At 68.5% G+C, this 26157-nt stretch carries 35 protein-coding genes; 11 read left to right on the top strand and 24 right to left on the bottom strand.

Annotation, left to right across the window (positions count from 1 at the left end):
* Position 1: 1 nt before the first annotated feature.
* The 15 genes from GTY84_RS23050 to GTY84_RS22985 form a co-directional block, all read right to left on the bottom strand.
* Positions 2–943, bottom strand: a complete 942-nt coding sequence (locus GTY84_RS23050) for a phage tail domain-containing protein (protein ID WP_237532542.1) — start codon at positions 941–943, stop codon at positions 2–4.
* The gene (locus GTY84_RS23045; protein WP_161228281.1) at positions 943–6843 is read right to left on the bottom strand and encodes a peptidoglycan DD-metalloendopeptidase family protein; all 5901 of its coding nucleotides are present in this window, start codon (positions 6841–6843) and stop codon (positions 943–945) included. Before GTY84_RS23045 ends, GTY84_RS23050 begins: the two co-directional genes overlap by 1 nt.
* 15 nt (positions 6844–6858) lie before the next feature.
* The gene (locus GTY84_RS23040) at positions 6859–7257 is read right to left on the bottom strand and encodes a hypothetical protein (RefSeq protein ID WP_161228280.1); all 399 of its coding nucleotides are present in this window, start codon (positions 7255–7257) and stop codon (positions 6859–6861) included.
* 14 nt (positions 7258–7271) lie between these two features.
* Positions 7272–7712, bottom strand: coding sequence for a hypothetical protein (locus tag GTY84_RS23035; RefSeq protein WP_161228279.1), 441 nt, complete (start codon positions 7710–7712; stop codon positions 7272–7274).
* Positions 7713–7816: 104 nt separating this feature from the next.
* Positions 7817–8413: a phage tail protein gene (locus GTY84_RS23030; RefSeq protein ID WP_161228278.1), complete on the bottom strand. Its 597-nt coding sequence runs from the start codon at positions 8411–8413 to the stop codon at positions 7817–7819.
* Positions 8414–8423: 10 nt separating this feature from the next.
* Positions 8424–8858 carry a hypothetical protein gene (locus tag GTY84_RS23025; protein WP_161228277.1) on the bottom strand — a complete coding sequence of 145 codons (435 nt, stop codon included), beginning with the start codon at positions 8856–8858 and terminating at the stop codon, positions 8424–8426.
* 2 nt (positions 8859–8860) lie between these two features.
* Positions 8861–9160 (bottom strand): hypothetical protein, encoded by a 300-nt coding sequence (locus GTY84_RS33105; protein ID WP_202551653.1) that lies wholly within the window; start codon positions 9158–9160, stop codon positions 8861–8863.
* The gene (locus tag GTY84_RS23020) at positions 9153–9434 is read right to left on the bottom strand and encodes a RyR domain-containing protein (protein ID WP_202551633.1); all 282 of its coding nucleotides are present in this window, start codon (positions 9432–9434) and stop codon (positions 9153–9155) included. Before GTY84_RS23020 ends, GTY84_RS33105 begins: the two co-directional genes overlap by 8 nt.
* Positions 9435–9520: 86 nt before the next feature.
* The gene (locus tag GTY84_RS23015) at positions 9521–9856 is read right to left on the bottom strand and encodes an HK97 gp10 family phage protein (RefSeq protein ID WP_202551632.1); all 336 of its coding nucleotides are present in this window, start codon (positions 9854–9856) and stop codon (positions 9521–9523) included.
* The gene (locus GTY84_RS23010) at positions 9856–10194 is read right to left on the bottom strand and encodes a hypothetical protein (protein ID WP_161228274.1); all 339 of its coding nucleotides are present in this window, start codon (positions 10192–10194) and stop codon (positions 9856–9858) included. The genes GTY84_RS23015 and GTY84_RS23010 overlap by 1 nt, the downstream gene beginning before the upstream one ends.
* On the bottom strand, positions 10194–10568 hold the full coding sequence (locus GTY84_RS23005; protein ID WP_161228272.1) for a hypothetical protein: 375 nt from the start codon (positions 10566–10568) through the stop codon (positions 10194–10196). The genes GTY84_RS23010 and GTY84_RS23005 overlap by 1 nt, the downstream gene beginning before the upstream one ends.
* A gap of 3 nt (positions 10569–10571) precedes the next feature.
* Positions 10572–10904 carry a hypothetical protein gene (locus tag GTY84_RS23000; protein ID WP_237532541.1) on the bottom strand — a complete coding sequence of 111 codons (333 nt, stop codon included), beginning with the start codon at positions 10902–10904 and terminating at the stop codon, positions 10572–10574.
* 68 nt (positions 10905–10972) lie between these two features.
* Positions 10973–11353: a hypothetical protein gene (locus GTY84_RS22995; RefSeq protein WP_161228270.1), complete on the bottom strand. Its 381-nt coding sequence runs from the start codon at positions 11351–11353 to the stop codon at positions 10973–10975.
* A gap of 32 nt (positions 11354–11385) precedes the next feature.
* Positions 11386–12237, bottom strand: a complete 852-nt coding sequence (locus tag GTY84_RS22990) for a P22 phage major capsid protein family protein (protein WP_161228269.1) — start codon at positions 12235–12237, stop codon at positions 11386–11388.
* Positions 12238–12255: 18 nt separating this feature from the next.
* Positions 12256–13041, bottom strand: coding sequence for a hypothetical protein (locus GTY84_RS22985; RefSeq protein ID WP_161228268.1), 786 nt, complete (start codon positions 13039–13041; stop codon positions 12256–12258).
* A 147-nt stretch (positions 13042–13188) separates the two neighbouring features.
* Here GTY84_RS22985 and GTY84_RS22980 point away from each other — a divergent pair, with 147 nt between their 5' ends.
* From GTY84_RS22980 to GTY84_RS22955, 6 genes are all read left to right on the top strand, one after another.
* Positions 13189–14049: a hypothetical protein gene (locus tag GTY84_RS22980; protein ID WP_202551631.1), complete on the top strand. Its 861-nt coding sequence runs from the start codon at positions 13189–13191 to the stop codon at positions 14047–14049.
* Entirely contained in the window at positions 14049–14573 is a 525-nt protein-coding gene (locus GTY84_RS22975) for a hypothetical protein (protein WP_161228266.1), read from the top strand. Before GTY84_RS22980 ends, GTY84_RS22975 begins: the two co-directional genes overlap by 1 nt.
* Positions 14574–14692: 119 nt before the next feature.
* Entirely contained in the window at positions 14693–15898 is a 1206-nt protein-coding gene (locus tag GTY84_RS35030) for an HNH endonuclease (protein ID WP_161228265.1), read from the top strand.
* Positions 15867–17123 carry a PBSX family phage terminase large subunit gene (locus GTY84_RS22965; RefSeq protein WP_345943501.1) on the top strand — a complete coding sequence of 419 codons (1257 nt, stop codon included), beginning with the start codon at positions 15867–15869 and terminating at the stop codon, positions 17121–17123. Before GTY84_RS35030 ends, GTY84_RS22965 begins: the two co-directional genes overlap by 32 nt.
* 78 nt (positions 17124–17201) lie before the next feature.
* A complete protein-coding gene (locus tag GTY84_RS22960) occupies positions 17202–18806 on the top strand; it encodes a hypothetical protein (protein WP_237532540.1) in 1605 nt (534 codons plus the stop codon).
* A 35-nt stretch (positions 18807–18841) separates the two neighbouring features.
* Positions 18842–18994: a hypothetical protein gene (locus GTY84_RS22955; protein ID WP_161228262.1), complete on the top strand. Its 153-nt coding sequence runs from the start codon at positions 18842–18844 to the stop codon at positions 18992–18994.
* A 323-nt stretch (positions 18995–19317) separates the two neighbouring features.
* On the opposite strand, the gene GTY84_RS22950 is transcribed toward GTY84_RS22955, so the two are convergent.
* From GTY84_RS22950 to GTY84_RS22920, 8 genes are all read right to left on the bottom strand, one after another.
* Complete coding sequence (locus GTY84_RS22950; protein ID WP_161228261.1) at positions 19318–19500, bottom strand: hypothetical protein; 183 nt, start codon at positions 19498–19500, stop codon at positions 19318–19320.
* Between the two features lie 10 nt (positions 19501–19510).
* Entirely contained in the window at positions 19511–19804 is a 294-nt protein-coding gene (locus GTY84_RS22945; protein WP_161228259.1) for a hypothetical protein, read from the bottom strand.
* Positions 19805–20071: 267 nt separating this feature from the next.
* On the bottom strand, positions 20072–20371 hold the full coding sequence (locus tag GTY84_RS22940) for a hypothetical protein (protein WP_161228257.1): 300 nt from the start codon (positions 20369–20371) through the stop codon (positions 20072–20074).
* On the bottom strand, positions 20371–20502 hold the full coding sequence (locus GTY84_RS34705; RefSeq protein WP_272919252.1) for a hypothetical protein: 132 nt from the start codon (positions 20500–20502) through the stop codon (positions 20371–20373). Before GTY84_RS34705 ends, GTY84_RS22940 begins: the two co-directional genes overlap by 1 nt.
* Positions 20499–20807 carry a hypothetical protein gene (locus tag GTY84_RS22935; RefSeq protein WP_161228255.1) on the bottom strand — a complete coding sequence of 103 codons (309 nt, stop codon included), beginning with the start codon at positions 20805–20807 and terminating at the stop codon, positions 20499–20501. The genes GTY84_RS34705 and GTY84_RS22935 overlap by 4 nt, the downstream gene beginning before the upstream one ends.
* Positions 20808–20896: 89 nt before the next feature.
* Complete coding sequence (locus GTY84_RS22930) at positions 20897–21097, bottom strand: hypothetical protein (protein ID WP_161228253.1); 201 nt, start codon at positions 21095–21097, stop codon at positions 20897–20899.
* Between the two features lie 97 nt (positions 21098–21194).
* Positions 21195–21785 (bottom strand): hypothetical protein, encoded by a 591-nt coding sequence (locus tag GTY84_RS22925; protein WP_161228251.1) that lies wholly within the window; start codon positions 21783–21785, stop codon positions 21195–21197.
* 37 nt (positions 21786–21822) lie between these two features.
* Entirely contained in the window at positions 21823–22161 is a 339-nt protein-coding gene (locus tag GTY84_RS22920; protein ID WP_161228249.1) for a hypothetical protein, read from the bottom strand.
* A gap of 87 nt (positions 22162–22248) precedes the next feature.
* Between GTY84_RS22920 and GTY84_RS22915 the strand changes: the two genes are divergently transcribed.
* From GTY84_RS22915 to GTY84_RS22900, 4 genes are read left to right on the top strand one after another with little or no spacing between them, the layout of a single operon-like run.
* Complete coding sequence (locus GTY84_RS22915; protein ID WP_161228247.1) at positions 22249–22578, top strand: hypothetical protein; 330 nt, start codon at positions 22249–22251, stop codon at positions 22576–22578.
* Positions 22575–23072 (top strand): GIY-YIG nuclease family protein, encoded by a 498-nt coding sequence (locus GTY84_RS22910; protein ID WP_161228245.1) that lies wholly within the window; start codon positions 22575–22577, stop codon positions 23070–23072. Before GTY84_RS22915 ends, GTY84_RS22910 begins: the two co-directional genes overlap by 4 nt.
* Positions 23069–23608: an HD domain-containing protein gene (locus GTY84_RS22905; RefSeq protein WP_161228243.1), complete on the top strand. Its 540-nt coding sequence runs from the start codon at positions 23069–23071 to the stop codon at positions 23606–23608. The genes GTY84_RS22910 and GTY84_RS22905 overlap by 4 nt, the downstream gene beginning before the upstream one ends.
* Positions 23601–24089, top strand: coding sequence for a DUF6221 family protein (locus GTY84_RS22900; protein WP_161228241.1), 489 nt, complete (start codon positions 23601–23603; stop codon positions 24087–24089). The genes GTY84_RS22905 and GTY84_RS22900 overlap by 8 nt, the downstream gene beginning before the upstream one ends.
* A gap of 115 nt (positions 24090–24204) precedes the next feature.
* Here the strand turns inward: GTY84_RS22900 and GTY84_RS22895 are convergent, their stop codons facing one another.
* Entirely contained in the window at positions 24205–24816 is a 612-nt protein-coding gene (locus tag GTY84_RS22895) for a hypothetical protein (RefSeq protein ID WP_161228239.1), read from the bottom strand.
* 626 nt (positions 24817–25442) lie between these two features.
* On the opposite strand from GTY84_RS22895, the gene GTY84_RS22890 reads away from it, so the two are divergent.
* Positions 25443–26157, top strand: a 715-nt coding sequence (locus tag GTY84_RS22890; RefSeq protein WP_161228237.1) for an HNH endonuclease family protein, incomplete at its 3' end; no start/stop codon positions are given.

Below are 26157 nucleotides of genomic sequence, written 5' to 3'. Positions count from 1 at the left end.
CCTACGACGCCAGGTAGCGGGGTTGGTAGGTCATGGAGACGCTCGTCAGCGCGGTCGAGCCGTCGACGACCAGGTTGAGCTTGTTCTCGCCCTCGTCGAGCGGCCACAGCTCGGAGGCGGTGGACAGGTCGGGCCACAGGTTGATGCTGCCGTTGAGGAGTGCGGTCTGGCGGCGTTCACGCGTGTCGATGACGATCTCGTCCGCGCCGGTGATGGTACGCGTCAGGACGATGGCGCGGCCGAACGTCTGGTTCGTGAGCGTGACCTTGGTCGCCGGGCCTTGGATCGTCCACACCGGGAAGGCGACGTCGTCGCCCGGATTGGTGACGGTGACCTCGCCTAGCACCTGCGAGTCGCCTACTTGCAGGGGCAGGACAGGGAAGAAGACCGCGCTGGTTCCGGCCTTCCAAGCGTGGGTGACGGCGCCCCCGATCCAGTACGGAGAAGGGCAGCCGAAGGTAAGGGCGTTGATGCACCAGCGTTCCCCCGCGGCATCGAGGGACTCGTCTCCTTCGAGGCCGCTTCTGTAGTAGGCGCCGATGCTGCGTGTCGCCCCGTCGGGTTCGATCAGTGTCAGTGCGCCGACGCCGCGCTTCGGATTCAGCGAGTTGATCAGCTTCCGGCGCCGTTCCTTGTACGCGGCGCGGCTGTCGCTGGCCCAGAATGCGATCGGAAGAGTGATCTCCTTACCCTCCGCTCGGGCATCGCGCAGCTCGTACCCGTCGATGCCGGGACTCTCGTCGGTGATGAACTGGTAGCCGGGCATGTCGAGCCCCTTGGCGCCGGGCTGGAGGAGCCAGCCGCGCTCCCAGTCCGAGAACTGCGTGGTCACGCCCCGCGGGTCGGTGAAGGAAACGGCCGGCATCCGGTTGAGGAGGGTGGGCCACGGCGGACCAGGCTGTTCCTCCGGGGGGAGGTAGACCGGGGGGACGAGGATCGGCATCAGACCACCACCGTTCTGTTGAGCATGTCGTCGATGGCGAGTGCGTCGAGGAGCGCCTTGCGGGTCGGCACTTCGCGGGTGGTGGCGTTGAAGTGGAGGTGCCGGTCGCCGCCGTTGTTGATCGTGGACTGCTGCTGGATGCGGGTGGCGGTGGCTGCTGCGGTGCGGCGGACAGCTCCCGCCATGCGCGCGGCAGCGGCCTGGGTGGCGGGGATGGTGCGTTCGACGCCGCGGGCGTAGCCAAGGCCGGTGAACCGGCCGAGCGCTTCAAGGATCCGAGACGGGCTCTTGATCTTCAGTTCGACCTTGATGGTCTTCTGGATGGCCTTCGCGAGCTTCGCCATCTGCTGCTCGATGAGCTTCTGCGTCGATTGGAGGCCGGTGAGGAAGCCCTTGCCGGCCTGTGTGCCGGTGTCGTACATGGCGTTGGCGGCGCCCTTGCCGAACGCGGTGGTGGCTTTGCTGATGGCGGTCTGGGTGGCGTTGATGTTCTTGAGTTCGGCGGGGGTGGCGTCGACCAGGGCCTGGGCGTAGGCGGCGCCCTGTTCGGGTCCGGCGGTGATGATCTGCTGGAGCAGGTCTTTGTTGAGGCCGCGCTTGGCGAGGGCGGTGAGGTTGGTGCCGAATTTCTTGAGTTGCCCGAGGCGGACGTTGAGCCCGGCGAGGATGCCGCCTGCGCCGAACGTGAGTCCGCTGTTGGGGAGGCCGGTCATGCTGGTGAAGCTGACGGCCTGGTCGGTAGCGTCGGCTGCGAGCTGCCGTGCGGCGGTGATCTTTGCGGCGATGGCGTCCCGCTGCTTGGCGAGGGCGTCGAGCTTTTTCGTCTGGGTGCTGATCTGCTTGAGGAGCTTGTCGTCGAGGGTCGTGTTGACGCCCTTGAACGCCGTCTTGATCGCCGTGGCGACCTTGGTCATGGCGGCGTCGATCTGTGCCGCGGTCCCGGCAAGCTGCTTGAGGAAGTCGACTCCGACGCTCGCGGCGATCGGCCCGGTGTCGATGCGCTTCCCGCCGACGGTGATCGTGCCGCCCTTCGCGTAGCCGCGGGGAAGGCCGCGGCTGATGCTGACGACGCCGCCGCGGGCGTAGCCGCCCGGCCGGTTGTACGCCTTCGGCAGGGAGCCGTACCGGTCGAGGGCGTACCGCATCGACGCGTAAATGTTGGCCATCGGGTCGACGGAGACGCCGTACATGAACGGGCCGGTCTTCCGGTACTTCCCGGCGTAGGCAGCGAAGGTTCCCTTGATGACCTGCATCAACCCGACGCTCGGGTGACCGGCCTTCCAGTTGGAGTCCCACCGGTTGACCGAGCGCGGGTCGCCGCCGGACTCCTGGCTCATCCGGCGGAGCGTCGTGGAGACGAGGCCCATGGACTGACGGAGCTCGCCGAGAGCCTGCTGGACGACACCGGTCCAGCGCTGCACGCCACTGCCGCCGGCGTCGCCACCGGACAGGTACGGCATGGGGTCGATGCCCTTGCCGCGGAGGCGGGCTTCGAGGTGGAGGTGTGGGCCGGTGACGTTGCCGGTGGCGCCCACCGCACCGACTCGTGCGCCCTGCTTGATGCCGTCTCCGGCCTTGGCGACCATGGAGGACAGGTGGGCGTACAGGCTGGCGAGTCCGCCGCCGTGGTCGATCGTGATGTGCTTGCCGTAGGGGCCGCCGTTCTCGACCGCGCGGACGGTGCCGTTGTCGACGGCGACGACTTTGGTGCCGGTCTTTGCTGGGAAGTCCAGGCCCGTGTGCTTCCCTGATGCCCACATCAGGCCCGGCTGCCCGAACGGCGTCCCGAACGGGGCCGTCACGGGCTTGCGCCAGGCGCCGGACGGCTCGGGGATGTCCTTGCCCCTGATCCAGTCGATGGCCTTGTCGATAAGGTTGAGGGGGGCCGAGGCGATCATGCCCTTCCAGCCGCCCGTGTCAGCGCCGAGGACCGACCGGATGCCCTTCTTGATCGGGGAGAACGCCTTCTCGGCGAGGTTCGCGAGGCCACCGCGTGCGACGTCGGCGCCCTTGTCGAGTACCTTGCCGACGCCGGAGACGATGCCCGAGCCGGCGGCCTTCAGCCCGCCGAGGATGCCGCCCTCGGCGAATCCGTACTGGCTGCGGGCGATGGCGGGGTGGGTGCCGCGGATCGCGGCGGCGTTGAGGGCGTGGAGGCGGGCCCGCTCGTAGGGGTCGCGCATGACCTCGGATACGTAGACGCCTTCGCCGCGGCGCATGGGCACCAGCTGGTCGTCGCCGTCGCGCCAGGTGGACCAGCCGGGGAGGATACCGCCGCGTGCCTTCCCGAGGCCCTTGGGCATGGACATCTTCTGCAGGTCAGGGACGCCTGGGAGCTTGGCTGCGGTGGCGTTCCACACGGAGACGATGCCGTTGTTGTAGACGGTGTCGATCCAGAAGCGGATGGGGGCGGCGACGAGGTTCTTGATGCCTGACCAGATGTCGCCGATGCCGTCGCGCATGCCTTCGAAGGCCTTCTTGAGGCCGCCTGCGAACCGGTCGAAGCCTTCGCGGACGAGTCCCCACGCGTCGGAGGCGATGGACTTCACGCGCCGCCAGAAGGCGTCCCAGATGGCGATCGTGTCGTTCTTGAGGTCGCGGAAGAAGCCGACCGTGCCGGACACGATCCCGCCTATCAGCTCCTTCAACCACCGCCAGAGCCTCTTGAACCAGCCGACCGTTCCGTTCACGATGTCCGGGATGATCGAGTGGCCGAGGAGGACATCCCACAACCACCGGAACCGGTCGACGACCCACTTCACCGCGGCCGTGCAGGCGTCCGTGAACGCCGTGAACCAGCCGATCACCGTGCTGATGATCGAGACGAGGAAGCCGACCGCACCGGCGAGGACCCCCGTGAAGAGTCCGGCGAGGCCGACGATCAACGGCATCAGCGGGGTAATCACCTGAAGGGCCAGGGTCAGCAGCGACACCGCCAGCTCACCCAGCGGCGGCAGCAGCGGCATCAGCGCCTGCAGCAGCGGCGGGAACAGCGGAGCGAGCTGGCCGAGGATCTGACCGATCGCTCCGACCGCGGGCAGCAGACCGAGGATCACCGGGACGAGGGCCTGCACCAGCGGCATGATCAGCGTCGTCAGGTTCTGGCCGATCATGCTGATGATCGGGCTGACCGCCGTGACGATCGCGCCGATCAGCGTCCCCAGCGGCGCCAGCAGCGGAAGGAGCTGGACCGCGAGATCAGCGATCACGGTGACGACGTCCACGATGACCGGCATCAGCGCCTCGATGACGGGCATCAGCGCCGTGGCCAGCTCCGTGAAGATCTGCGCCAGGACCGGACCGAGCTTCTCCGCAAGCTGCACGACCACGGGGGCGAGCGCGGCGAGGACCGGCAGGAACGCCTGCAACGCAGCACCCAGCGCACCCGCCAGCAGACTCGCGACCGCGTTGAGTGCCCGGAAGACCGCGGTCAGGGCCTCCTGCATCTCCGGCAGCTCGATGACCCTGCGGATCTCCTTCAGTGCCGCACCGATCACACCGAAGAAGTCACCGCCCGCGGCGTCGGCGGCCTTCATGATGCCGCCGATGATGCCGCCCAGGTCGCCGAGGACTCCGCCGAACTGCACGGCCACATCGAGGGCGGTGGAGATGGCCTTCTCCAGGCGGCCGTCCTCGAATGCCTTGCCCATCTTGGCCATGGCGCGGTCCATGGATTCGGCGAGGCCGCCGGTCATGCGGTCGAACGCGGGGCGGGCCGCGACGGAGAGCTGCCCGAACGCCGTCACCAACTGCCCGGGGAGCCGGGCGAGGTTGCCGAGGCTGGAGCGAATGCCGTCGAAGACGCCGGCCAGGACTCCGGTCTTCTCCAGGCTGGCCACCGCGCCGAGCGCGTTGCGGCCCATCAGGTTCAGGTCGCCGGCGGCCCCGGCCAGTCCGGTACGCACGGTGGGCAGTACCTGGCTGCCCACCTCCTTGAGGCGGGCCCCCAGCCCCGCGAACAGGGAGTCCTGCACGTCAAGGCGCATGGCACTCCACGCGGGGGCCATGCTCTGGATGGTGCGGACGAAGCCGCGTGCGTTCGGGGAGAGTTTGGCGAGTGCTTCGTCGAGCTTCGTGGTCTGGGCGGCGGCGTTCTGCTGGGCGTCCGCGACGGCGCGGACGGCGTCGGCGACGGCTTCCTGCGCGTCCGCTATCTCTCGCTGCCCCTCCACCTGCGCCTTCGTGACCTGCTGCTGGGCGGCAGCGACCGCCCGGCCCCGCTCGGCAACCTGTTCGTCGGCTGCGGCCACCTGCCGTTTCGCGTCGACGACGGTCTTCGAGCCCTCGACTCCGGCCTTATTCGCGGCGGCGGTGTCCTTCTCCAGCCGGGCGAGTTCGATCCGCTGGTCCTCCAGGGACTGCACGGCCCGGTCCCGGGCGAGTTCGGCCTGCTGGATCTGGAGCTGCGTCGCCGCCGGATCGGACCGGGTGGCCTGCAAGTCGAGTTCGGCCTGCTGGATGGCGAGGGTGGCCTCCGCTTCCGACAGGCGGCCCGCCTTCAGCCGCTGGTTCAAGTCCTGCAGGTCCCGGGCTGCTTGCCGTCGGGCCGCGGTCAGGTCGAGCTGGGCGCGCTGGGCGTCCCGCTGGGATCGGATGAGGGCGCGTTCGGAGGTGGTGACGGCTTCCTGTGCCTGCCGGACTCGTTCGGTGGCCGACACCCGGGCATCCTGCAGAGACCGCTGGGCCCGGGTGAGGGACCGCTGTGCGGTTTCGACCTGCCGGGTGGCCGAGGCGGCGGCTTTCGCTTCGCTGCTGGTGTCCTCGAACGCGGCCTTCAGGGCGTCGCCCACGCCCTTGGTGCCGAGTTTGATGGCGGTGAAGCTGCCGATGAGGAGGCCGAGCGCGGGCGCGGCCGTGGCGGCCAGGGGCCCCATCTGTGCGAGGGCGGAGCTGAGCGACGCGATGGCGGGGAGGGCGGAGAGCGCGGCGGTGGTCAGGGCGGTGATGCGCCCTGACGTGGACAACATGCCGCCCGCCACACCGCCGCCACTGCTGCTGAGTCGGCCGAGGCTGCCGGTGAGCGCGGCGAGCCCGGTGGTGCGGACCCGGACGTTCATGGTGCGGTCGCGGGTGAGGAAGGTCAGCGCCGTGTTCGCGGCGGCCGTGTCGGCGCGCGCCTGCACCGTCATCTGCCGGCGGCGGGTGAGGTTGGCGAGGCTGTCTGCGGCGACGCGGGTGTCGACGTCGATCCCGATACGGACCTGGCGGCGCTGGGTGAGGTTGCGGATCTCCTGCGCACCGACCCGGGTGTCCACGCTCGCCCGGATGTTGACGACGCGGTCGGCGGTGAGCTTGTCGAGCTGCCGTTCGGCCGCCCGATACGCGGCCTGCTGGATCCTGGGGAGGACATCGACGGTCCGCTGTCCGAGGATGCCCCGCAGCTTCGCCTTCGCCGCGGTCTCATCGAGCCCGACCGTGACCTTCACCGTTTGACTGGCAGTGAGCCTGGTCAGACCGTCCCGCGCTGCCCGGTCGTCCAGTCCGGCCGTGACCTTGACGGTGCGGTCCGCGGTGAGCCGGCCGAGCGCGGACTTCGCCCCGCGGTCGTCGAGTTGGGCGGTGACCTTGACGGTGCGGGCGGTGGTGAGCCTGCCGAGTTCCTGTTTGGCGGTGGCGGTGTCGGCTTGGGCGGTGATGGTGGCGGTGCGACGGGCGGTGAGCTTGCCCAGCTCGGTCTTGGCGGCGGCGGTGTCGAGGCTGATCCCGACCTTGACGACCGGCTTCATCTTGCTGACGGCGGTGCGGACCTTGCCGGTGATGATCTGCCCGGCAAGGTCGCCCGCCCGGATGGCCCCGGGGCGGATGGCTTTGGGGAGCTCGACTCGGAGGAGGCTGCCGAAGTTCGAGGTGTCGGGGGTGAGTGATACTCGGGTCCGTCCAACTACCGTGGCCTCGGCCATGCCGTCCTCCTTTCGCTATCCGTGTGCTGCTTCAAGCGCGGCGATCCGCGCCTGCCACTCGTTGATGTCCGCCTGTTCGTCTTGCCTGGTCCCTGCCGGGGAGTAGGAGTCGAGGTACTGCTCGGCTCGCTGCTGCGCCTCGGCCAGTTCGGCTTCGTCTGCTTCGTGTGCCTCGATTCGTGGTGGCTGGATGGGGTCCATGGCTGGGGCCTTGCCCTTGAGGTGGGCGGTCCAGAGGATCCGGACGAGCATCAGGAGGGCGTTGTACTGGGCGGCGGCGAGGAAGGTGCTGGCTGACCAGCGTTGGCCGTCGATGTCGCCTGCGAGAGCGGCCTTGGTGGCGGAGTCCTCGGGGAGGGCCTGGACCAGGTCGCGGAGTTCGGCCCAGTTCATGGAGCCCTCGCCCCAGGACATGGCCCAGAACTCGTTTAGACGACGGCCGGGGTAGTACCGCTGGAGGTCGGCGCGGAGGCTCCCGGCGTGCTCGCGGAGGACGTCGAGGAGCCAGAGCCTTCCCCCTCGTCGGTGCCCGCCTCCTTGCTGAGCTCTCCGATGAGTTCCTTCAGTTCGCCTACGGTGAGCTGCGCGGTCCTCACCAGGGCGTCGAACGCGTCCGGCGGGGATGCGACCTTGCGGAGCATGGACAGGTTCGCGTTGCCGTCCTCGGCTTCGACGGCCTCGATGAGTTCGAGCGGCCAGTAGTCCTGCACGAGGAAGGAGCAGGTGCGCTCCTCCGGGACGGCGCCCTCGGGCTGGTCGTCGACGGGGGGCAGTTCGAAGACGAGGTCGACGTATTTGATGCCAGCAGCCTGCGCGATCTGGGCGCGCATCTCTTGGAGGCGTATGACCTTGCGGTTCGGCTTGGACACGGTGTCCTCTTCCTTGGGCAGGGGCTGGGGCGGGGGCTGTGCAGGTGGCCTGTCGTGCCGCCCCCGCCCAGGGATTGAGCGCGACAGGCCACCAGTCCGGAGGGTTACGGGGTGACGGCGGGGAGGGGCACGTCGGTGATCTGGTGCTGGACGCTCTGGAGTCCGCCCGGCGCGGCCAGCGCGGTGAAGGTGAGCCCGTAGTTGCTGGAGTCGTCGGCGGAGTGCTTGATGGCCTCGCGGTCCGACACGCCACACCGGGCGATCATGATGCGGTGTCGCTTCCCCGACATGATCACGTCGAGGCCGAGGGCGATCTCCACGGTGTCCGCGAGGCTGCCCGACCCGAAGGACAGGAACTGCTTCTTCGGGGTGCCCGTCGTGACGGCCGGAGTGGACACCATGTTCGCCAGGCTGACCTGGTAGTACAGGCTGAGGAGTGGCGCGGTCGTCTGGCGGAACACCAGCTTGAACGTCTGCGTCCGCTTCTTCGCCAGGTCGATGACCGGGGCATCCTCGCCCCACGCGTCGAGTTGGGTCCGCTCCTCCTCCAGAGCCTCCTCCAGGCCGTCCGGAGTCACGAACCCCAGGTCCGTGAAGTCCGCACCCCACGGCTCCTCGGGCCCGGTCGGGAACGTCGACCCGACCTCGCCCATGTAGGCCTTGCCGGCTGTGCCGACGATGATCGTCGATGAGTCGCCCACGATGGGCCTCCTAGCTGGTCGATCGGGGTGGGCTGACGCTCATCCCCAGAGTCATCCCGACACGAGCGATGTCGGAGTTCGGTTCCTCGGGGCGGTCTTGGGGGCCGGTTTCCTGGCTGATGCCGATGACGGTCCCGTCCTCGGTGGAGCGGCCGTTGAGCAGCTCCCAGGCGGCGCAGACTCGGCGGGCGAGCCGCATGGCCTGCTGGTCGTCGCTCGCGTAGCAGTCGATGGAGAACCGCGGGTTGTCCCTGGCCGCGGGGTCGCTCCAGCCGCGTATGTCAGCGGTCCCGCCGATGCGGAGCACCCTGACGGCGGGAAGCGCAGCGTTGAGGGCCTTGCCTTCGGGGAGCTTCCCGGTGACGTGCACGTCCGGCAGATCGGCCGCCAGGAGCTGGATGGCGATCTGCTTGCCGTCGGGGAGAACCAGCGGCGGGGTCGTCATGGCTACGCCTTGGCTCCGGCCCGGGCCTTGTCCGCGAAGTCGACGAGGTCCGCCTTGGTGGCCTTGTCGGCGGTGGGCTTGTCCATGCCGTGCCGGATGGCGTAGGCGCGCCAGTCGTCGATCTTCGCGGTGTCGGCGGGCCGCCCGTCGGGGGTGCTGCCGTCCGGGGCGGGGTCCTCGACCTGGGTGGCGAACCCCTTCCAGCGGTGGACTTCGTCTGCGGGGACTTCGACCACGGTCCCGGGCCGCTGGGTGCCTCGCCAGAATGTGAGCTTCATCTTCACGGTGTCGCCGTCAGCCATCGTGGCTCTCCTCGCTGGTCAGTGCGGCGACGATGGCCGCGAACAGTGCGTCCTTGCGGCGCTGCTCGGGCGGCAGGTCGCGGTAAGACATGAGACAGGGGTGGGTCTTGGCGGCCTCGTCCTTGACAGGCCCGTAGACCCAGCCGTCGCTGGTCTTGAAGTCGCACCAGTCCTGGTGCAGCTGCTCGGGTGTGGCTCCCTCCAGGGCCTTCCGCACTCCCTGGATCGCGCTGACGCGCTGCCACTCGGGTGACTCGTCCCACGAAGGCGACACGGCGGGATCGCCCGAGGCGATCTGCCACGCCCGGTTGGCGTCGTGGCAGACGCGAGCAACGTCGCTGATCTGCTTGTCGTCGGCCATTAGTGGTCGCCTCCTGAGGCGTCGAGTGCGTGTCCGAGGGTGTGGTGGGGCAGGTGGATGCGCCGCCCGGTCCGGTCGGTCTGCCGAGTGCCGAACTCCACGTAGATGGAGTGGGCGGCGTCCGCCTGAACGTGGACGGTGCCGTCGTCGTCGTGACCCGGCATACGGTGGATCTTCGACACGTACTCGCCGGTGTCCACCGGGCCCATCGCCTGCCCAACAGCGACCACGGCATCCATCCGCGCGGCCATGTCCGCTTGAACCGTGTCGCTGACGGCGAGGCCACGGACCGCGCCCTCGTCCACGTCGACATCGATCACGACTTCGGTGGCCATCAGCCCGCCACCTCCTTCAGATCGACTCCCTGCCCCGACAGGGGCCCTGCCAGCTCGGGCTCTACCGGGACGCCATCGACTTCCCAGTCACGGCCCTGCCACCGGACCCGCATCCACTCCGTCACACGCGGGGCGCGCGGCGGCATGAACAGCCGTGCCAACGTGACCGTTTGATCGCCTGCGGTCTTCGTCTCTGTGCCGCCCGTGTAGTCGACCGTCACCCGCCGCACCACCGTCTCGACAGCGTGCTCCCAGTCACGGGTCTGCTCGTTGTAGCCGCGCGTGACAAGCGGCGCGTCGAGCAGCACCACCGTCTGGCGTCCGATGTGGCCCGGCATCAGCCCTCCACCCACACGAAGGCGTCGAAGAGGCCGCTCGTCTTCAGCACATCGGCTGTGAACGGGGCAAGCCGAGGCGTCGAACCGGCTCCCTGGCCGACCGTCCGCCGCGTGAAGGACCGGGAGCCGGTCGACATCGACTGCAGATCGTCCTGCGCGCCGGTCTCGTCGTCTCGGTCGATCATCCAGTGCACCTGGCGGACGCACGCCCGCGTGAGCACATCCCGGACCACCGGGTCGGTGGGGTCGTATGCGAGGCCGTACAGCGCACGGTCGATCGCCGTCGACGCCAGATCCAGCAGGCGCACAGCGTTCTCGGGGGCGGGCTCAGGGGTGAGCCACGCCTCCAGGTCACTGACGCTCGCATACGGCACAGCTCAGTCCCCCGAGCCCTCGGTCGCGGACTCGGCCACCTTCACCCAGTCCTGCAGCTCGGCCTTCGTGGCATCGGCCGCGTCCTCCTCGGGCATGCCGAGACTGACCGCGTAGACACGCCAGTCGTCGACCTTCGAGTTGGCGTTCGGGCGCTTCACGCCGTCCTCAGCGCCGCCAGCCTGCGCGTGCTCCGGCGTCGCGGTGCGCTCCGATGCGGCAGCGTGCGCCTCGACCCGGGCCAGCTCTTCAGCGGTGAGCGGCGTACCGGCCGGCGGCTCCGACTCGGCCGCGTCGTCGACGGGGACGAGGTAACCGCGGGCGATCTGGTCGGCCATCTGCGGAGACAGCGGCTCATCCAAATGCAGCCGCAGACCGCCGGACCCCCGATACTCGCGGCCCGCCATCACAAACCCGCCTTCGGAAGCCGCAGGACCGTGATCGTGCCGGTGAACCCGGTCTCGAAGTCGACGTGCATCGACGAGCCACGCTGCTGGAACCGGGCCGACGTGAACGGGCCGAGGAACTCCTGCCCGGTGTCCGCGGCGACCGTCTGCACGTAGTCCCCGGCTCCGGCCAGCCAGGACTGTCGGCCGGCACCCGCGCGGATCGTGACCTTCTTCGCGCTGGTCGCGGAGTTGGTGACCCGGAGGAGCGTGCGCTCGGGGTCGACGTTGCTGATGACGACACCATTCGTGACGAGGGTGGCGTCGATGGTGGTGCCCGCCGGGCTGGTCAGGTGGCCATTGGCGATGAGCGGGCTGTACGGGACGGCGGTACGCGCCATGGGATGCTCCTGGAGTCAGGTGAGGTGACGGATCACGGAGTGACGAAGGCGACCGCGATACCGGTCGGGCGCAGGAGCTTCGCGCCGTACACGTGCAGGCCACGGATGGCGTCGGCGATGGTGTTCTGCAGCCGGAGCGCCTCGGTTTCGAGGATCTGCTCGGCGTAGGTGATCGCACCGGGGTAGCCGGCCTGCATGACCTGCACGCTGCCGGTGGGGTTCGGGGTGTTGTTCGACTTGAGGATGTCGAACCCGGCGGCGCGACCGGTCATGCCGTTGCGGAGCCCCTGCTCCGTGCCGCTCGCGTCGACGCGGACGAAGCGGTCGTCGCGCAGGAGGGCGCCTTCGAACTCAGGGGAGCCGACGAAGTAGCGGCCCTCGGTGGGCACGTTGGCCCGGTCGAGCTTGGTGCGCAGCGGCACGAGCACCTTGTCGTAGGCGTCCTTCGGGTCGCTGAGGCTGATGGGAGCGCCGGTAGAGCCGATCACGTTGGAGGCGGCGGCGCCGGTGTAGAGGCTGGCGACGAACGCGTCGGCCTTGTCGCGGAGCCCGTAGGCCGCGTTCTGGGCCATCTTCATCATCGGGTTGAGGAGGGCCTGCGCCTTGTCGACGTCGTCCAGCCTGAAGGCGAACGCCTTGGCCTGGTCGATGATCAGGTCCGTGCCCGCGGTCTCGACTTCCTCGTAGTTGAGGTTCGACGACTTGTCGTAGTCGAAGATCGTCGGGTCGCCGATGGTGGTGATGTGCACCGACTGGCCCTGCGTGGAGATCTCGCCCTCGTAGTCGCGGTTGACGAGCGCGGGCTGGGCGTAGACGAGTGCGTTCTCCAGCGCGTCCAGGAGCTGCGCACTCCAGATCTCGGGCTTGAAGTTGTTGATCGACAACGGAGGCTCCTAGGGAGGTCAGCCGCTGCCGAGGTAGGCGTTGAGCCTTCCCTCCCGAACGGCCTGGGTGATCTGCTTCGGGGTCATCCGCGCCAAGTCCGCTGCCCCCAACTGCCGCTTGCTGCTCGGCGCCCCGTCCATCGGCGCTCCCCCGGCCGGCGTCGGCTGCGGCTCCTTCGGCTCCGGCGCCTTGGCCTTGAGCTTCGGGTTCGCGTCGGTCGCGCTGGTGATGGCGTTCTCCACCAGGGTGTTGAAGTCGCCCGCGGTGGGGTCGAGCTTCGCTACGGCCTCGGCGAAGGTTCGGGAGTCGAGGAGGGCGTCGGGGTCGGCGCCGTGGCGAGCGGCCGACTTGTAGACGGCGAGCTCCACTCGCGTCTGGCGGGTCTCGTCGCGGGACGCCTTGGTCTCTCCGCGGGACTCCTCCAGCTGCTGGGCGAGCTCCTCCAGGGTGGGCGGCTTCTGCTCGTCGGTCTCGATACCGAAGGCGGTAGCGACCCTCTTCATGAAGGCGGCCTGTTCCTTCTGGCTCTTCTTCTCTGCGGCTTCGCGCTTGGCCTTCTCGGCTGCGACGTCTCCGCGGATGTTCTCGACGAGCTTCTCGAACTTCGTCGGGTCGAACTCGCCGGTGAACGTAGGCGCCTTGGCCTTGGGTTCGGGCGTGGTCGGCTCGGTGGGTTCGGGTGTGGCGGGGGTTGCGGTCGGCTCTGGCGGAGTCGGCGCGGGGGTGCCTTCGGGCGCGGGCGGGTTGGCTGGCTGGTTGCCGGGGGCCGCGGGTGCGTTCTCGGGCTGGGCGGGGGTCGTCATCGGGAGCCTCCTTGGGCGGCCGTCGCGGTGTGGCGATGCCTTGATCGCTACCGTCGGGCACGATGTTAACCCTGAACCCATCTCAATAGTGCACAATCAAAGGCACGAAGGCAAGATTGCCTTAGTTTCGAAAGCAGGAGGGGTGTGGTGGACAGTCAGCGCGCAGCAGTACTCGCACACCGCCAGCCCGCCCGCATTCGCGCCCTTGAGCAGCAGGCCATCGCCGACGCCACCCGGCCCCTCGCCCAAGCCCTCGCCACCGCCCACAAGGCAGCCCTAACCCGATGGACCCGCGAAACCAGCGGCCAGCAGATCCCCGCTCGACTCGACGACCTGATCGCATGGCTCCGCAAGACCCTCCGTGAAGCCTTCGCCGGACGAGGCCGCCAAGCCCAACGCGCGGCGACACAGGCGGCATTCGCTGCGGCCCTGGATGCCGCGCTCCGAACAGCCCAGCTCGCTGCTGGCATGCGCGGCAAGCCCGCCCCGCCGGTCTCCCCCGCTATCGGCACCGATGCCCAGGCCACGGCCGACGCCATCCCCGCCGCCGTCGAGGAAGAACACGGGCACGCGCTTGCCCTCCTCACCACGGCCAGCCTCACCGCCATGGGCCTAGCCGGACTCAACGCCGTCTTCAGCCGGGCCCGTCGAGCGATCGGCAGGATCGCCCGCGGCGTCGCCGTCGCCATCGGCCACGCCGCCACGCACGCCGCCCAGCTCGTCGCGCGCGCCCTCGGCTCCGATACTCGCCTCCTCTGGGTCACGGAACCCGACGCGTGCGCCGCATGCCGCGCCTACGCCGGCCGCCACATCCGGCCCGGCGGAAGATTCCCCGGCGGCCTCAGCCTCGACCCGCAGCGGACCAGCTTCCCCACGGCAATCCCTGGACCGCCGCGGCACCCCCACTGCCGATGCGCCCTGGTCCCCTGGTCGCCCACGTGGCGCGTGTCGGGGCCGCCCCTGCCCACTCTCCTGCGTCAGCAGGCGCGCATCACCCGGAGGCCCTGATGCCCAGCGGCACAGTCGGCGAAGGCCGGTTCGGCGAGTTCCGGGACCTCCACGCGGAGGGCCTCGGTCGGAACGCCATCGCCCGCGCCATGAAGATCAGCCAAGTCGTGGCCTCCCGGACCGCCGAGCATCTCGGTCTGACCTTCGACCGGTCCCGCATCCAGGCAGCGGCAGAGGCGCGCAAGGCGGACATCGAGGAGCGGCGCAGCCTTCTCGCCGCCCGCTTCCTCGATGTGGCTGAGGAGTCCCTCGACCGCGTCGACGAGCCCACCACCGTGTACGCGTTCGGCGGCAAAAACAACGAGTACAACGAGCACGTCTTCGACCAAGCGCCAATCGCCGAGCGGCAGAAGCTGGTCACCACCGCTGCGATCGCCGTGGACAAGTCACTGAAGCTCGTGCCGGCGGAGACCTCCGGCAGTGGCGCGGACGACGCGAAGTCCATGCTCGGGAAGCTCGCCCAGGGCATCGCCGCCATCGTCAACGAGGGCGAGCCCGCGCCCGAAGGTGCGTTGGACGAATGATCACTGCTCCAGCAACTCCAGTGCCCACTAATAGAATTGGGTGCAACAACCTCATGAGAGACCCCGGCAACGGCGGCAACCGTCCCGGGGCATGGCCGACACTTTCAAGGAGTGCCGACGTGACCGAGCGTACCTGTAGCGCGTCCGCATGCGCCAAGCCTGCCCGTGCCCGCGGCCTGTGCATGCAGCATTACCAGCGCATGATGAAGCACGGGAGCACCGACCTCCCGAGCCGCACCAAGGCGTCCGAGATGAAGTGCTCCGTCGACAACTGCCAGACACCAGCGAAAGGCGCGAACGGCTGGTGCCACATGCACTACCGGCGCTGGCGCATCCACGGTTCCCTGGAACTCCCCGCCAAACCGGCCAGCCCTGAAGGCTGCGCCGTGGAAGGCTGCACGAAGGGCGGCAAGCTCGTTCGCGGTCTGTGCGCCACGCACTACTACCGACTCCGAGCCTACGGGGACGTCCAGGCCGACACCCCCATCAAGGAACTAGGACTCGGTGGCCAATGCAGGGTGCTCGAATGCGCCCGTAGCGGCAAATTGACGCGCGGCCTGTGCAGCATGCATTACCAGAGGTGGGCCAAGTACGGTGACCCGCTTCATGAACCCCAACGCCAGGCCAAGATCTGCACAGTGGATGACTGCGAGGGCGGGCCGACCGTCGGCAAGGGGCTCTGCCGGAAGCACTACAAGCGGCTCCACCGGACTGGCACCACGGCGGACCCCGTCAAGAAGACGCGGGCGGACCGATCTTGCAGCGTCGATGGCTGCTCCAAGCCGGTGGCCCGCCGCGAGATGTGCACGATGCATTACACGCGCTGGCTGAAGCACAGCGACCCCTCAATCGTCTTGCGTACCTGGACGCCGCAACGGGCGCAGGTTTGCAGCGAGGCCAGATGCTCCCTCGGCGCTCATTCACAGGGACTTTGTCGCCGCCACTGGGCAGCCGCCTACCACCTGAAGAACAGGAAAGAGCGGAACGCCCGAATGCGCGAGCATTACCTCGCCAACCGTGAGGAGTACTACGCCAAGACCAACCGGCGCCGCCAGATCGTCGATGCGGCCATGGATGCTCTCGACAAGGCTCTGTCCGCGGACTATCGGCGCGCCATCGCAAGCGATTCCTGTTCATACTGCGGCGCGCCCTCATCGCAGGTCGACCACTACTTCCCCGTGTCGAAGGGCGGCACGGACCACTGGTGGAACCTGACAAGGGCCTGCGAGCCGTGCAACAAGTCGAAGGCGGCCCACTGCGGTACATGGTTCCTGCTGCTTTGGGGAGGTGGCCGTGAACCTGTCGACCTTGCCAATGTCGCGTAAGCAGCTGAGGTCTATCGCGCAGTCGGCGCGCCACCGCATCGCGATCTGGTCGGGTGCAATCCGGTCCGGGAAGACTATCGCGTCGCTGATCGCGTTCCTAATCGCGTTGGCGGTGGCCCCGTCCACGGGGTTGGTGATTATCGCAGGGAGGTCCCTGCAGACGATTGAGCGCAACTTGATCGAACCGCTACAGGACCCGGCCCTGTTCGGGGCCTTGTCGCACCAGATCGTGCACACCCGTGGGTCAACGACCGCGATCATCCTGGGGCGTACTGTACATCTCGTAGGTGCGTCGGATGCCCGAGCCGAGGGGCGGCTCCGCGGCGCGAGCGTGTGCCTGGCCCTGGCCGACGAGATCACGCTTCTGCCGGAGGCGTTCTTCAAGCAGCTCCTCGGTCGGCTCAGCGTGCCGGGCGCGCGGCTCCTGGGGACGACGAATCCTGACTCGTCTGGCCACTGGTTGAAGCGGGACTTCATAGACCGGGCCGACGAACTGAACATTGGTCACTGGCACTTCACTCTCGATGACAATCCATCCCTGACCTCCCAGTACGTCAACTCGATCAAGGCCGAGTACGGGGAAGGCACGCTCTTCTTCAAGCGGTTTATCGAGGGCCTGTGGATCGCCGCCGAGGGAGCCGTCTTCGACATGTGGGACGAGGATCGGCACGTCGTCACCAGCCTGCCGCGCATCCACCGCTGGATCGGTGTCGGTGTCGATTACGGCACCCAGAATCCGTTCCACGCCACGTTGCTCGGGCTTGGTGAGGATCGTCGGCTGTACATCGCTTCGGAGTGGCGATACGACGGGCGGCATCAGCGTAGGCAACTCACGGATGCCGAGTACTCAGAGCGGCTGCGAGGCTGGCTCGGCGACGTGCCGGGATTCGGACCGGTCCGGCCGTCGTTTGTCACCGTCGACCCTTCGGCGGCCAGCTTTGTGACCCAGCTCAAGCGGGATCGACTCACCCCGACCCCGGCCCGCAATGACGTCTTGGATGGAATCCGCACCCTGTCCACGCTGCTGTCCGCCGGGAAGCTGCTGGTGCACTCCTCCTGCAAGGGCCTGATCAAGGAAATGCCGGGCTACGCCTGGGACGACAAGGCCGCCGAGAAGGGCGAGGACAAGCCCATCAAGGTCAATGACCACGGAATCGACTCGTGCCGGTACGTCACATTCACAACCCGCCCGCTGTGGCATTCCAAACTCATGCTGGCTGCGTAGGAAGGACTCGTCATGCCGCTACCTCCGTCTGGGAACACTCCGTGGCCGCCCCCGCAGTTGGAGATCCCGCATGCCGACATGGACATGTGGCGTGCCTGGTACTCCGGCAATACGGATCACCTCGCCGCGGTGTACGGGGGGCCGGCGAACTACCGCAGCAACGCGGTGGCCCGTCAGTTCTTCGAGGTGGATCAGCGGCGTGCGGCGGGGGGTGAGGAGCTGCGCATGTTCTGGGGGCAGGCTGCTGCGCCGGGGCAGCAGGCGGCGAAGCTTCACATTCCGCTGGCGGGGGACGTCGCGGAGATGTCCGCGAATCTGCTTTGGTCGGACGTGCCGACGGTGTCGGTCGATGTCGATTCCAGTGATCTGGCGAAGTCGACGACGGCGCAGATCCGCCGGTACCTCGACGACCGTGGGCACGCGAAGATGCGCGAGGCCAGCGAGATGGCCGCGGGCCTGTCGAATGTGTACCTGCGGGTGGTGTGGGACACGAAGCTGCGGCCGCGGCCGTGGACGGATGTGATCGCGGCGGAGGCGGTGGTGCCGACGTGGCGGTGGGGTGAGCTGGCGGAGGCGATCGTCTGGCGGGAGCTGGCCCCGCTGACGAACGAGTCGAAGGTGTGGAGGCTGCTGGAGTTCCACACGCCGGGCGCGATCGAGTACGGCTTGTACGAGGGCAGGGTGGGCGTGCTGGGGATACGCGCGGACAGCCTGGCTGAGCATCCGGACACTGCGGACCTGGGCAAGCGGACTGATGGGCAGGGCCGGCAGGCGACGGGTATCGATCGGCTGTTGATCACGCATCTGCCGAATGTTCTGCCGAACCGGCAGTGGGATGGCGTGCCCGACACTGCGCCGCTCGGCCGGTCGGACTACGCCGGGATCGAGCCGATGATGGACGCCCTGGACGAAGCCTGGACGTCGTGGATGCGGGATCTGCGGCTGGGGAAGAGCCGGGTGGTGGTGCCGCAGTCGATGCTCGACACGGACGGGCCTGGCACGGTTGGCTCGTTCAACCTGGACAAGGAGTTGCTGGTTGGTCTGAATCTCCTCGGCGACGAGAGCATGAAGGACTCGATCACGGATCTCCAGTTCAAGATCCGGGTGGAGGAGCACGAGCGGACGTGCAAGGCGCTCCGGGCGCAGATCCTCGCCTCGGCCGGCTATTCGGGCCAGTCGTTCGGGGATGAGGGGCGTGTGGCGGTGACGGCGACGGAGGTCGCGGCGCGGAAGGAGCTGTCATTGTCGACGCGCGGGTTGAAGATCCTGTACCAGCGTCCGGCGCTGCTTGCTCATCTGACGGTCAAGATGATGGTGGATGTTCGGCATTGCGGCGCGAAGGGTGTGGACCCGGCAGCGGAGTTGACGGCGTCGTGGCCGCAGGCGGTGCAGCCGGATCAGGAGGCCACTGCGCGGACGCTCCAACTGCTGGACTCGGCGGAGGCGATCAGCACGTACATGAAGGTGAAGCTGCGGAGTCCGGAGTTGGAAGAGGCTGACGTGCTGGCGGAGGTGCGTCGTATCCGCGACGATCAGCGACAGTCCACGGTTCCGGCCGGGGATCCGTACAACACGGGTGGCGGTCCGGGTGAGCCGAGCGTCGAGACCGACAGCGATGGCACAGAAGCTGGAGCGGACGAAAGCCAGGACGAGGCCGAGGACGGCTTGCGGGCAGCGTCGTGAGCATCTGCGGAGCGACCCTGAGACACGCTCACGGTGTGGCTGTCTGCGACCTGAAGCCCGGCCACGAGCCGGGTGAGGAGCACGGCGCTTTCTGCGAGGTCTGCCGGGAGAACGATCCCGGCTACGGCGACCCGAGTGACCGTCTGCGCTGGCAGGGGGACGGGGAGAGTTGGGTGGGCGGGGGCTAGCGGGGGCGGGCCGTTTAGCGGCGGCGGATACCTCTGCGCGCGGGGAGGGTTCGGTATCCGGTGATCTTTCCCTGGCTGCGTTTCCGGGCTCGGCTCCAGCGTTTCGCGAAGGGCTGTCTGGTGGCGTACATCCAGCGCCATTGGGCTTGGCTGCGTACCTTGCCGGTGTGTCGTTGCCCTGGCATGGTCACCTCCTTTCGGGGTCTCTCATCAGTGTGCCCGCTGCATGCCTGCGGGCCCGCTCCGGTTGGGAACGGGCCTGCGAGGTGGGGGCGGGCGGCTACTGACGCGCTTTCCCGATTTCGATGCGCATAGTCAAACCCTCACTTCTCGGTGGCGCGTTGGCAGGCGGGGCAGGTGACGGGACTGTCGTCGTCCAGGAATTCGCCGGGTTCGGCGTTCCGAGCGCAGGCGGTGACGCGGTCGGCGAGCCCTGCCATGTAGCCGACTGCGTGGGTGTGGCGGCCGCGCAGGAGTCGCACTCGCTCAGGCCAACTCGTGGTCATGGCCTGGTCCTCACTTCTCGGTAGCGGGTTCGCGGTACAGGGTGCAGTGGCAGACGCCTCGGCAGTGGTCGCAGGTGCCGATGAGGTCGTGTGTACGGTCCTCACACGAGCTGCCGCACGGATTGCCGTCGGCACGCGCGGAGGCCAGTTCGACGTGCGCGGGCGGGTATAGTCCGCTCCCTCCACGCAGGTAGTAACCACTGTCCGTGGCGAACATGCGGACAGCGCTCACCGTCAGGCACTGCCCCCGCTCGGGGCCTTCCAGGACAGAGACTCGGTCCCCGGCCTTGAGGTACTTCCGCACAGCAGGGCTCCTCACTTCTCGGTCCCGCAGGACTCACAGGTCCACATGGTCGGTCTCCTCAGGTCTCGGTGGCCTGCATGCAGGCGTGGCATTCGCGGGCGGGCTTGGTGGGATAGCCGCTGGCCTGGTATCCGGTCCTTCCGCAGGCCGCTTCCAACAGGTCCCACCACCGCTGATCCTTGGGACGGCGAGTGCGATGCAGGGTACGACCCCGCACAAACCGCACACCACCCACCGGGAACTCAACAGCGGGCGACGGGGCGGTGCTCACAGGGCCAGCCCTGCGAGTCGGTTCAGCATGGCCGTCTGATCCCCGATGCTGGTGACGAACGCCCCGGTCGGCCCGTAGGCGGTCGTCTGCGTCGGCAGGTACCGCTGGGTGTGTCCGTCGGGCGGGATCAGAAGGGACCCTCGGAAGGTGGCGTCGCTGGGCGCGTCGCCCGCGTAGAGGCAGACTCGGAGCATTCCGAGGGAATCGATTCCGAGGACCAGGACGTGCCCAGTCGGAGTGGTGTTGTCCGTCCCGGTCCAGCGGACGTCCAGGTCGGCAAGCCGGATAGTGGTCATCAGTCCTCGTCTCGGTCGAACCAGTCACGGTCGTAGCGGGCGGCTTGGGCGGGGGATTCCTCCCACCAGCCATACGGCAGTCGGCGGGCCGGGGGCGGTTCCTCGGGGGCGACTTCAGGGGTCTCGGTCATCGGCGGGGCTCCGTTACCCATCGTTCCCAGTCGGCGAGTCCGCGGGCGGCGGCTTGCCGGATGGTGGTTTCGTGCCGGCTGTCCCCGGACGGGCCGAGGGCGGCGAGCCACCACCGCCAGCCGGTGCGGCTGCCGCCGCCGTAGAAGGGGCTGATGACGACCAGAACCTCCCCGCCGGACACGACATGCCAGGCGCGAGTGTCCGGCCAGTCGGGGGCCTTCACGACGTCGGCGGCGTCGATGATCGCTCGGGCAGCGCGAGCGGACAGAAGGCGGCGCTTCGCCTCGTACTCCTTGGGGGTCATGGGGTCTTCCTCTCTGCTCGTCGGGCGAGCATGCGGTCTCGGATCTGCTGCTGGGTGGGCTGCTCCCACTTCGTCCTGCCGGATGCCGTTTACAGCTCGCCTCGCAGCCGGAGTTCGTCAAGGTACTCGTCGGCGAGCAGGTGGCAGTGGCAGTAGTCTTCGAACTTCTTCGGCCCGGTCTGGGCGTAGCGCTTGGCGTCGACGCTTGTTCGGGCGAGCGCGGTCTTGAGGGTGCCGGTGGAGTCGTTGCGGTGCGGACGCTCGAGGCGGCTGATCTTGTGGACGTTCATCGGTCTACTCCCGGGGGGTCTCCGTTCGGGCGGGCGGGGCGTCAGGGGGACGGCGGTGCGGGCCCGGCCGGTGAAGCCGGGCCCGCGCGGCGGGCGGTCAGTCGGAGGACCAGCCGGCCCACTCGGGCTCGACGAAGGTGACAGCGCCGCTGGTGTAGCGGATCAGCTGCCCGTGCTTGTGCAGCCAGCGCACGCCGCCCTGGTCGTCGGTCACGCGCCACGACGAGCCGAGCGGGTCCTCGACCGTGGCGATCGTCCGCCCGTCGGGCAGCGGGGCACCGGGGGTGATGGCGAACCGGTCGTAGCCCAGCAGCTGGCCCCGGGCGGGGAACTTCTCCAAAATCTCGGGCTCCGGGTGGGAGACCGAGATGACGCAGATGGTGTCGAGGAAGTCGGGGTCGGCGCAGCGGACGATGCGCAGCGGCTGACCGTCGTAGTCGGTGACGTGCCACTCGTCGATGGCGGTACCGGCCGCGCGTTCGCGGGCGATGAGGGCCTCGGTGTTGGCGATCGTGTCGCAGCCCCAGTATGTGCCGTGGTTGTCGAAGTTGAGGACGGGCGTCGGCTCGGGCTCCGGGGCCGGCACGGGGAGCGGGGTGTTGAGGTCGCGGATCGGCTGCGGGTCGATCGGGGCGAGGACCAGGGCGGTCCCGGCGACGACGGTGGCGGCGAGGTTCATGGTGCTCAACGTGGGGCTCCAATCCGGGGGGTACGCGGGAGGGCGGTCAGGCGGCGAGGGCGAGGCGGGCGGCGACCAGCTTGTAGGCGGGCTTGCGGGCCTTGTAGTTGGCGGCGATGACGGCGACCTGGGCGGCGGTGAACCGGCGGCAGTCCCGCATGTGGCGGCCGGCGTGGGTGCGGGCGGCGCGGCCGATCACGCCGAGCTTGGCGGCGACCTTGCGGAGGGTGCCGGCGACGGAGCGCGCCTCGCGGGGGGCGAGGCCCTGCGCCATGACGTGGGAAGCGAGGGTGCCGGTGCCGCGCCGCTGGATGCGGGCCTGGGCGCGGGTGGTGCGGCTCCGTGCCTTCAGCGTCTGGCGGCGGGCGCGGGTCGAGCGGATCATCTGGCGGGTCCCCCCTACATTTCGACTGCCAACTTTCTTGGCACTTCGATAGTGACACAGCCGCCCTCGTAGTGCAACATAGTTGGCATGATGAATCCTCAAGTCAGTGCCCACTCGGTTGGCAGCGCACTGCATACCGACTTGGCACCCGCCCGTGAGACCATCTGGGACATGACGCCACGCCCAGACCCGCAGACCGAAGCCACCTGGCTTCGCAAGCTCGACCGAGCAACCACCGCCCACGAGAAGGCCAGGGTCACACTCGACGAGCTCGTCGCCGACGCGCGCGCCGCTGGCGTCCCCCTCATGACCATCGCCAAGCACACGCCCTACAGCCGCGAGTGGGCACGGAAGATCGCCGACCGCATCGACAAAGAGCGGGCCGCCAAGGAAGCCGCCAACGAGGAGGACGCATGACGACTGTCGCTACCCGCACGGCTCTCTATCGCCTGTACGACGTCGACGACCAACTCCTCTACATCGGCATAGCTGTCGATCCGGAGACTCGGATGCGGGTGCATTCGCGGGAGAAGACGTGGTGGCCCCTGGTCGCCCAGCGTTCGATCGAGTGGTTCACCGATCGTCCTGCTGCCGAGGCGGCGGAGAGGTCGGCCATCATCACCGAGCAGCCGGTACACAACGTCTCGCATTCCACCACTCGCCAGCGCGGCGACGCGAAGCACGAGTATCGGAGCCCGTACCCCAAGCCCCGCCAGGTGCGTATCGCGACTCAGCGGTGGATCGAGTTCGGACGCGCGGCCAAGGTCGGAGGAACATCTCGGGGAAAGGTCGTGGCGCAGCTCATCGACTGGTACATCCGCGAGCCCGGCGCCAAGCTCCCCGACCGACCCGAGCGGGCCGTCACCGAAGCGGCCCGCAAAGCCCGGCAAAGCAAGGAGGGGCAGGCATGAAGACCGTCAGCGAGGTCGATGCGTTCGCCGCTGCTGCCCACGCGGGGCAGGTCGACAAGATCGGCGTGCCGTACATCGAGCACGTCCGGGCTGTTGCTGCCGGGCTCGCCCCGTTCGGCGATGAGTTGGTGATGGCCGGGCTGCTGCACGACGTCATCGAGGACACCGACTGGACCGCCGAGCAGCTACGCGGGGCTGGCGTCCCGGACTACGTGGTCGCGCTCGTGGAGGCGGTCACGAACCAGCGGGGTTTGCCCTACGAGGAGAAGGTCGCTCGCATCACCGGGCAGGGGCGCGACGCGGTTCTCCTGAAGATCGCCGACAACGCGCACAACAGTCACCCCGACCGGGCGGCGCAGCTCCCCGAGGAGAAGCGGGTCCGGCTGGCAGCGAAGTACAGGGCGGCCCGGGACGTCCTCTGGCCTGCAGTCATCGACCGCGATATTGCCGCTATCGTCTCGATCGTCAACCCGGCGCTCCTCGACGAACTCCGCGAACGACGGACCACCCAGGCCGGGGAGGCGCAGGATGGATGAGCTGGTGGTGTGGCTGCACGCACAGCTCGATCAGGAGGAACAGCAGGCGTTCACTGCCGGGAACACGCTAGGCGGTCAGCTCATGCTCCGCTGGAGAGCGGCTGGCTCCGGGGTAGAGGTCGATGGCATGCGAAGGCCAGTGAACGAGCCGCTGGTGGTGACCAACCGGCTCATGGAAGACATGCCTGGGTACGAGGTGGAGCGCGCGAGGGCTCTGCACATCGCGAGCCATGATCCGGATCGAGTGATGGGCGAGGTCGCCGCCAAGCGGCGCCTGCTCGACCTCCACGCCATCACGGGCGACGAACTCATCGGCGAACGGTTCACCCTCGACGGCCGCGAGATTCCGACGGAGTACGACGTCGTCTGCGCAGTGTGCGGCCGGACCGAAGGGGTGACGGCACCGGCGTGCGCCACGCTGCGCCTGCTCGCCCTGCCCTACGCGGACCGGCCCGAATACCAGGAGGCGTGGCGACCGTAGCCCACCGTGCACACCGATGCCCCCGTCTCAGCAGGTCGAGACGGGGGCGCCCTCATGCCCAGGCACTGGAGCGGAAGGAGGATTCGGCATCCGGAGGAGCTGGCGCCATGACCGCTCAGCGCAGTTTAGACAGGGTGGTGCTCACGATTCTGGCAATGGCCGCGTAGGCGTCCCGCATCTTGCCCCTAGGGGGGACACCTTCGATACGGAGCTGCAGAGTGCATAAAAGATTGCTATCACGCGTGGTGAGGTACAACTCGGCGTCCCATGGCCGTCCATCCTGCTCGTGATTGTACTGAAACGCCTGATCCCCGATACCGGGGATGTCTTTTACGCCACCAACCGCATACTTGACACCAACGCTACGTTGGTATTCGAAGGTGTGAACTGCGGCCGGGACGTCGTAGTCAGCACTGCACGCCATCTTGACTTCGTTTTGGGCGAATCCTGGGCCCATCTCATGGTGGCATATAGACCCATTCCACCCAGAATCTTGGCCGAGAATCTTCTCCTCCACGGGAACCTTCTGAAGCTCGCCAACCACTGCAGCCACCGGGCTGAAGTCGGTCACCGGGCAGAGTTCCTCGATCTCACGGTAGCGCCCGGGGTCGACGGTGGCCTTCGGCGTTGGGTCTGCGATGCCCCTCTCATCTATGCCGCCCCCATCAGAGCTTCCGCAAGCGGCCGCGCCGAGCAGCGTGACGGCCAGAGCAAGAGAGATGACCAAGCGGCGGCCGTGCCGTATTGCGCCCATGATTCCCCATCAGTCGAATTCGCATTGCACCGGGCAGAGTAGTAGAGCAGCTCTGCACGCGCTGCCGAATCTGAAATACAAGACAGCTCACGGAATCCGTCGAGGGAATCAGGCCAAGCCCGGCCGCCAGGATGACAGGAACGGCCGTCCGTCGACCAGGGATCCGGGGCCGCCGAGGTACCCGCCGCTTGGGCGGCCGGGGCCGCGGACGTCGATCCCCGGCCCGAGCGGCGACCGGGTGCCGAGNCCGAAGGCCGGCCTCCCGGGGCTACACCACGGGCTGGCTGCTCGGGGCAGGTGTGCCANGGGCTCCTGCCGCCTGGTTGTCGGCCAGTCCGGCGCCGACCCGGCCCCCGCACNCAGGGCAGGTGCCGGTGAAGCCAGCGGGCGGGCCTGCGGCCGGGGCGGTGGTGCGTGCAGTCCATGTCCAGCTCCTCACATCCATGTGATGGTGCTGACTGGTCGNGCCGTGCACTCCCCCGCGTGCGCGGGGACCACCTCGGGCAGCGGTCCGGACGGTGTTCCTCCGGATGATCTTGGACGACTGGAGACACACGGCGGATAGGCTGCCCGCAAAGTCANCTGCTTAGGGTGGGTCTATGAGCCGTCAGTACGCTTGGTGGAAAGTCGGTTTGGCGGTCNCGGCGGTGGTTGCTGTGTCCGGATGCTCGGTCCTCGACGAGCTCACCGCGGAAGAGGATTCGGGCGGGTCGCCCGACTCCAAGCCGGCCGCCTCAGCCCCGCAGACACCGGGAGCCGCCGGCGGCGAGTCCGCCGCCGGTGGAGCGACCCTGCCCGGTTTGCCCACAGCGGACCAGGCCCGCACCCAGCTGGCCGGGCTGACGGTCGCCAAGCAGCGGTCGATGGCCGGCTACAGCCGCGCGAAATTCCCCCACTGGGCGCAGCAGGGTGAGCGGTGCGANACCCGGGAGACCGTCTTGGGGCGTGAGGGCACGGATGTGGAGCGGGATTCCGAGTGCCGGGCCGTGGCCGGGAAGTGGGTCAGCCTCTACGACGGGAAGTCCTTCACGAAGGCCGGTGACCTGGACATCGATCACATGGTGCCCCTCGCGAATGCCTGGCGGTCGGGGGCCGGTGACTGGGACCAGGAGAAGCGGAAGAAGTTCGCCAACGACCTGGACGGTCCCCAGCTCCTGGCGGTGTCCGCGGCGACGAATAGGTCGAAGGGCGACCAGGGGCCCGAAGCGTGGAAGCCGCCGGCCACGGAGACCTGGTGCGTCTACGCCCGGGCCTGGACCGGCGTGAAGGCCGACTACGGCCTGTCGGTCACGGCCGAGGAGAAGAGCGCACTCG

The sequence above is a fragment of the Streptomyces sp. SID8352 genome (assembly GCF_009862265.1).
In the GTDB taxonomy this organism is placed as follows: domain Bacteria; phylum Actinomycetota; class Actinomycetes; order Streptomycetales; family Streptomycetaceae; genus Streptomyces.
This window is presented reverse-complemented; position numbering and strand designations above follow the sequence as displayed.

Coding starts and splice junctions, on each gene's coding strand:
- GTY84_RS23050 (WP_237532542.1), bottom strand. CDS start 943: ATGCCGATCCTCGTCCCCCCGGTCTACCTCCCCCCGGAGGAACAGCCT.
- GTY84_RS23045 (WP_161228281.1), bottom strand. CDS start 6,843: ATGGCCGAGGCCACGGTAGTTGGACGGACCCGAGTATCACTCACCCCC.
- GTY84_RS23040 (WP_161228280.1), bottom strand. CDS start 7,257: ATGTCCTGGGGCGAGGGCTCCATGAACTGGGCCGAACTCCGCGACCTG.
- GTY84_RS23025 (WP_161228277.1), bottom strand. CDS start 8,858: ATGACGACCCCGCCGCTGGTTCTCCCCGACGGCAAGCAGATCGCCATC.
- GTY84_RS33105 (WP_202551653.1), bottom strand. CDS start 9,160: ATGGCTGACGGCGACACCGTGAAGATGAAGCTCACATTCTGGCGAGGC.
- GTY84_RS23015 (WP_202551632.1), bottom strand. CDS start 9,856: ATGGCCACCGAAGTCGTGATCGATGTCGACGTGGACGAGGGCGCGGTC.
- GTY84_RS23010 (WP_161228274.1), bottom strand. CDS start 10,194: ATGCCGGGCCACATCGGACGCCAGACGGTGGTGCTGCTCGACGCGCCG.
- GTY84_RS23000 (WP_237532541.1), bottom strand. CDS start 10,904: ATGGCCGACCAGATCGCCCGCGGTTACCTCGTCCCCGTCGACGACGCG.
- GTY84_RS22995 (WP_161228270.1), bottom strand. CDS start 11,353: ATGGCGCGTACCGCCGTCCCGTACAGCCCGCTCATCGCCAATGGCCAC.
- GTY84_RS22985 (WP_161228268.1), bottom strand. CDS start 13,041: ATGACGACCCCCGCCCAGCCCGAGAACGCACCCGCGGCCCCCGGCAAC.
- GTY84_RS22975 (WP_161228266.1), top strand. CDS start 14,049: ATGCCCAGCGGCACAGTCGGCGAAGGCCGGTTCGGCGAGTTCCGGGAC.
- GTY84_RS22960 (WP_237532540.1), top strand. CDS start 17,202: ATGGACATGTGGCGTGCCTGGTACTCCGGCAATACGGATCACCTCGCC.
- GTY84_RS22950 (WP_161228261.1), bottom strand. CDS start 19,500: ATGACCACGAGTTGGCCTGAGCGAGTGCGACTCCTGCGCGGCCGCCAC.
- GTY84_RS22940 (WP_161228257.1), bottom strand. CDS start 20,371: ATGACCACTATCCGGCTTGCCGACCTGGACGTCCGCTGGACCGGGACG.
- GTY84_RS34705 (WP_272919252.1), bottom strand. CDS start 20,502: ATGACCGAGACCCCTGAAGTCGCCCCCGAGGAACCGCCCCCGGCCCGC.
- GTY84_RS22935 (WP_161228255.1), bottom strand. CDS start 20,807: ATGACCCCCAAGGAGTACGAGGCGAAGCGCCGCCTTCTGTCCGCTCGC.
- GTY84_RS22930 (WP_161228253.1), bottom strand. CDS start 21,097: ATGAACGTCCACAAGATCAGCCGCCTCGAGCGTCCGCACCGCAACGAC.
- GTY84_RS22920 (WP_161228249.1), bottom strand. CDS start 22,161: ATGATCCGCTCGACCCGCGCCCGCCGCCAGACGCTGAAGGCACGGAGC.
- GTY84_RS22915 (WP_161228247.1), top strand. CDS start 22,249: ATGATGAATCCTCAAGTCAGTGCCCACTCGGTTGGCAGCGCACTGCAT.
- GTY84_RS22910 (WP_161228245.1), top strand. CDS start 22,575: ATGACGACTGTCGCTACCCGCACGGCTCTCTATCGCCTGTACGACGTC.
- GTY84_RS22905 (WP_161228243.1), top strand. CDS start 23,069: ATGAAGACCGTCAGCGAGGTCGATGCGTTCGCCGCTGCTGCCCACGCG.
- GTY84_RS22900 (WP_161228241.1), top strand. CDS start 23,601: ATGGATGAGCTGGTGGTGTGGCTGCACGCACAGCTCGATCAGGAGGAA.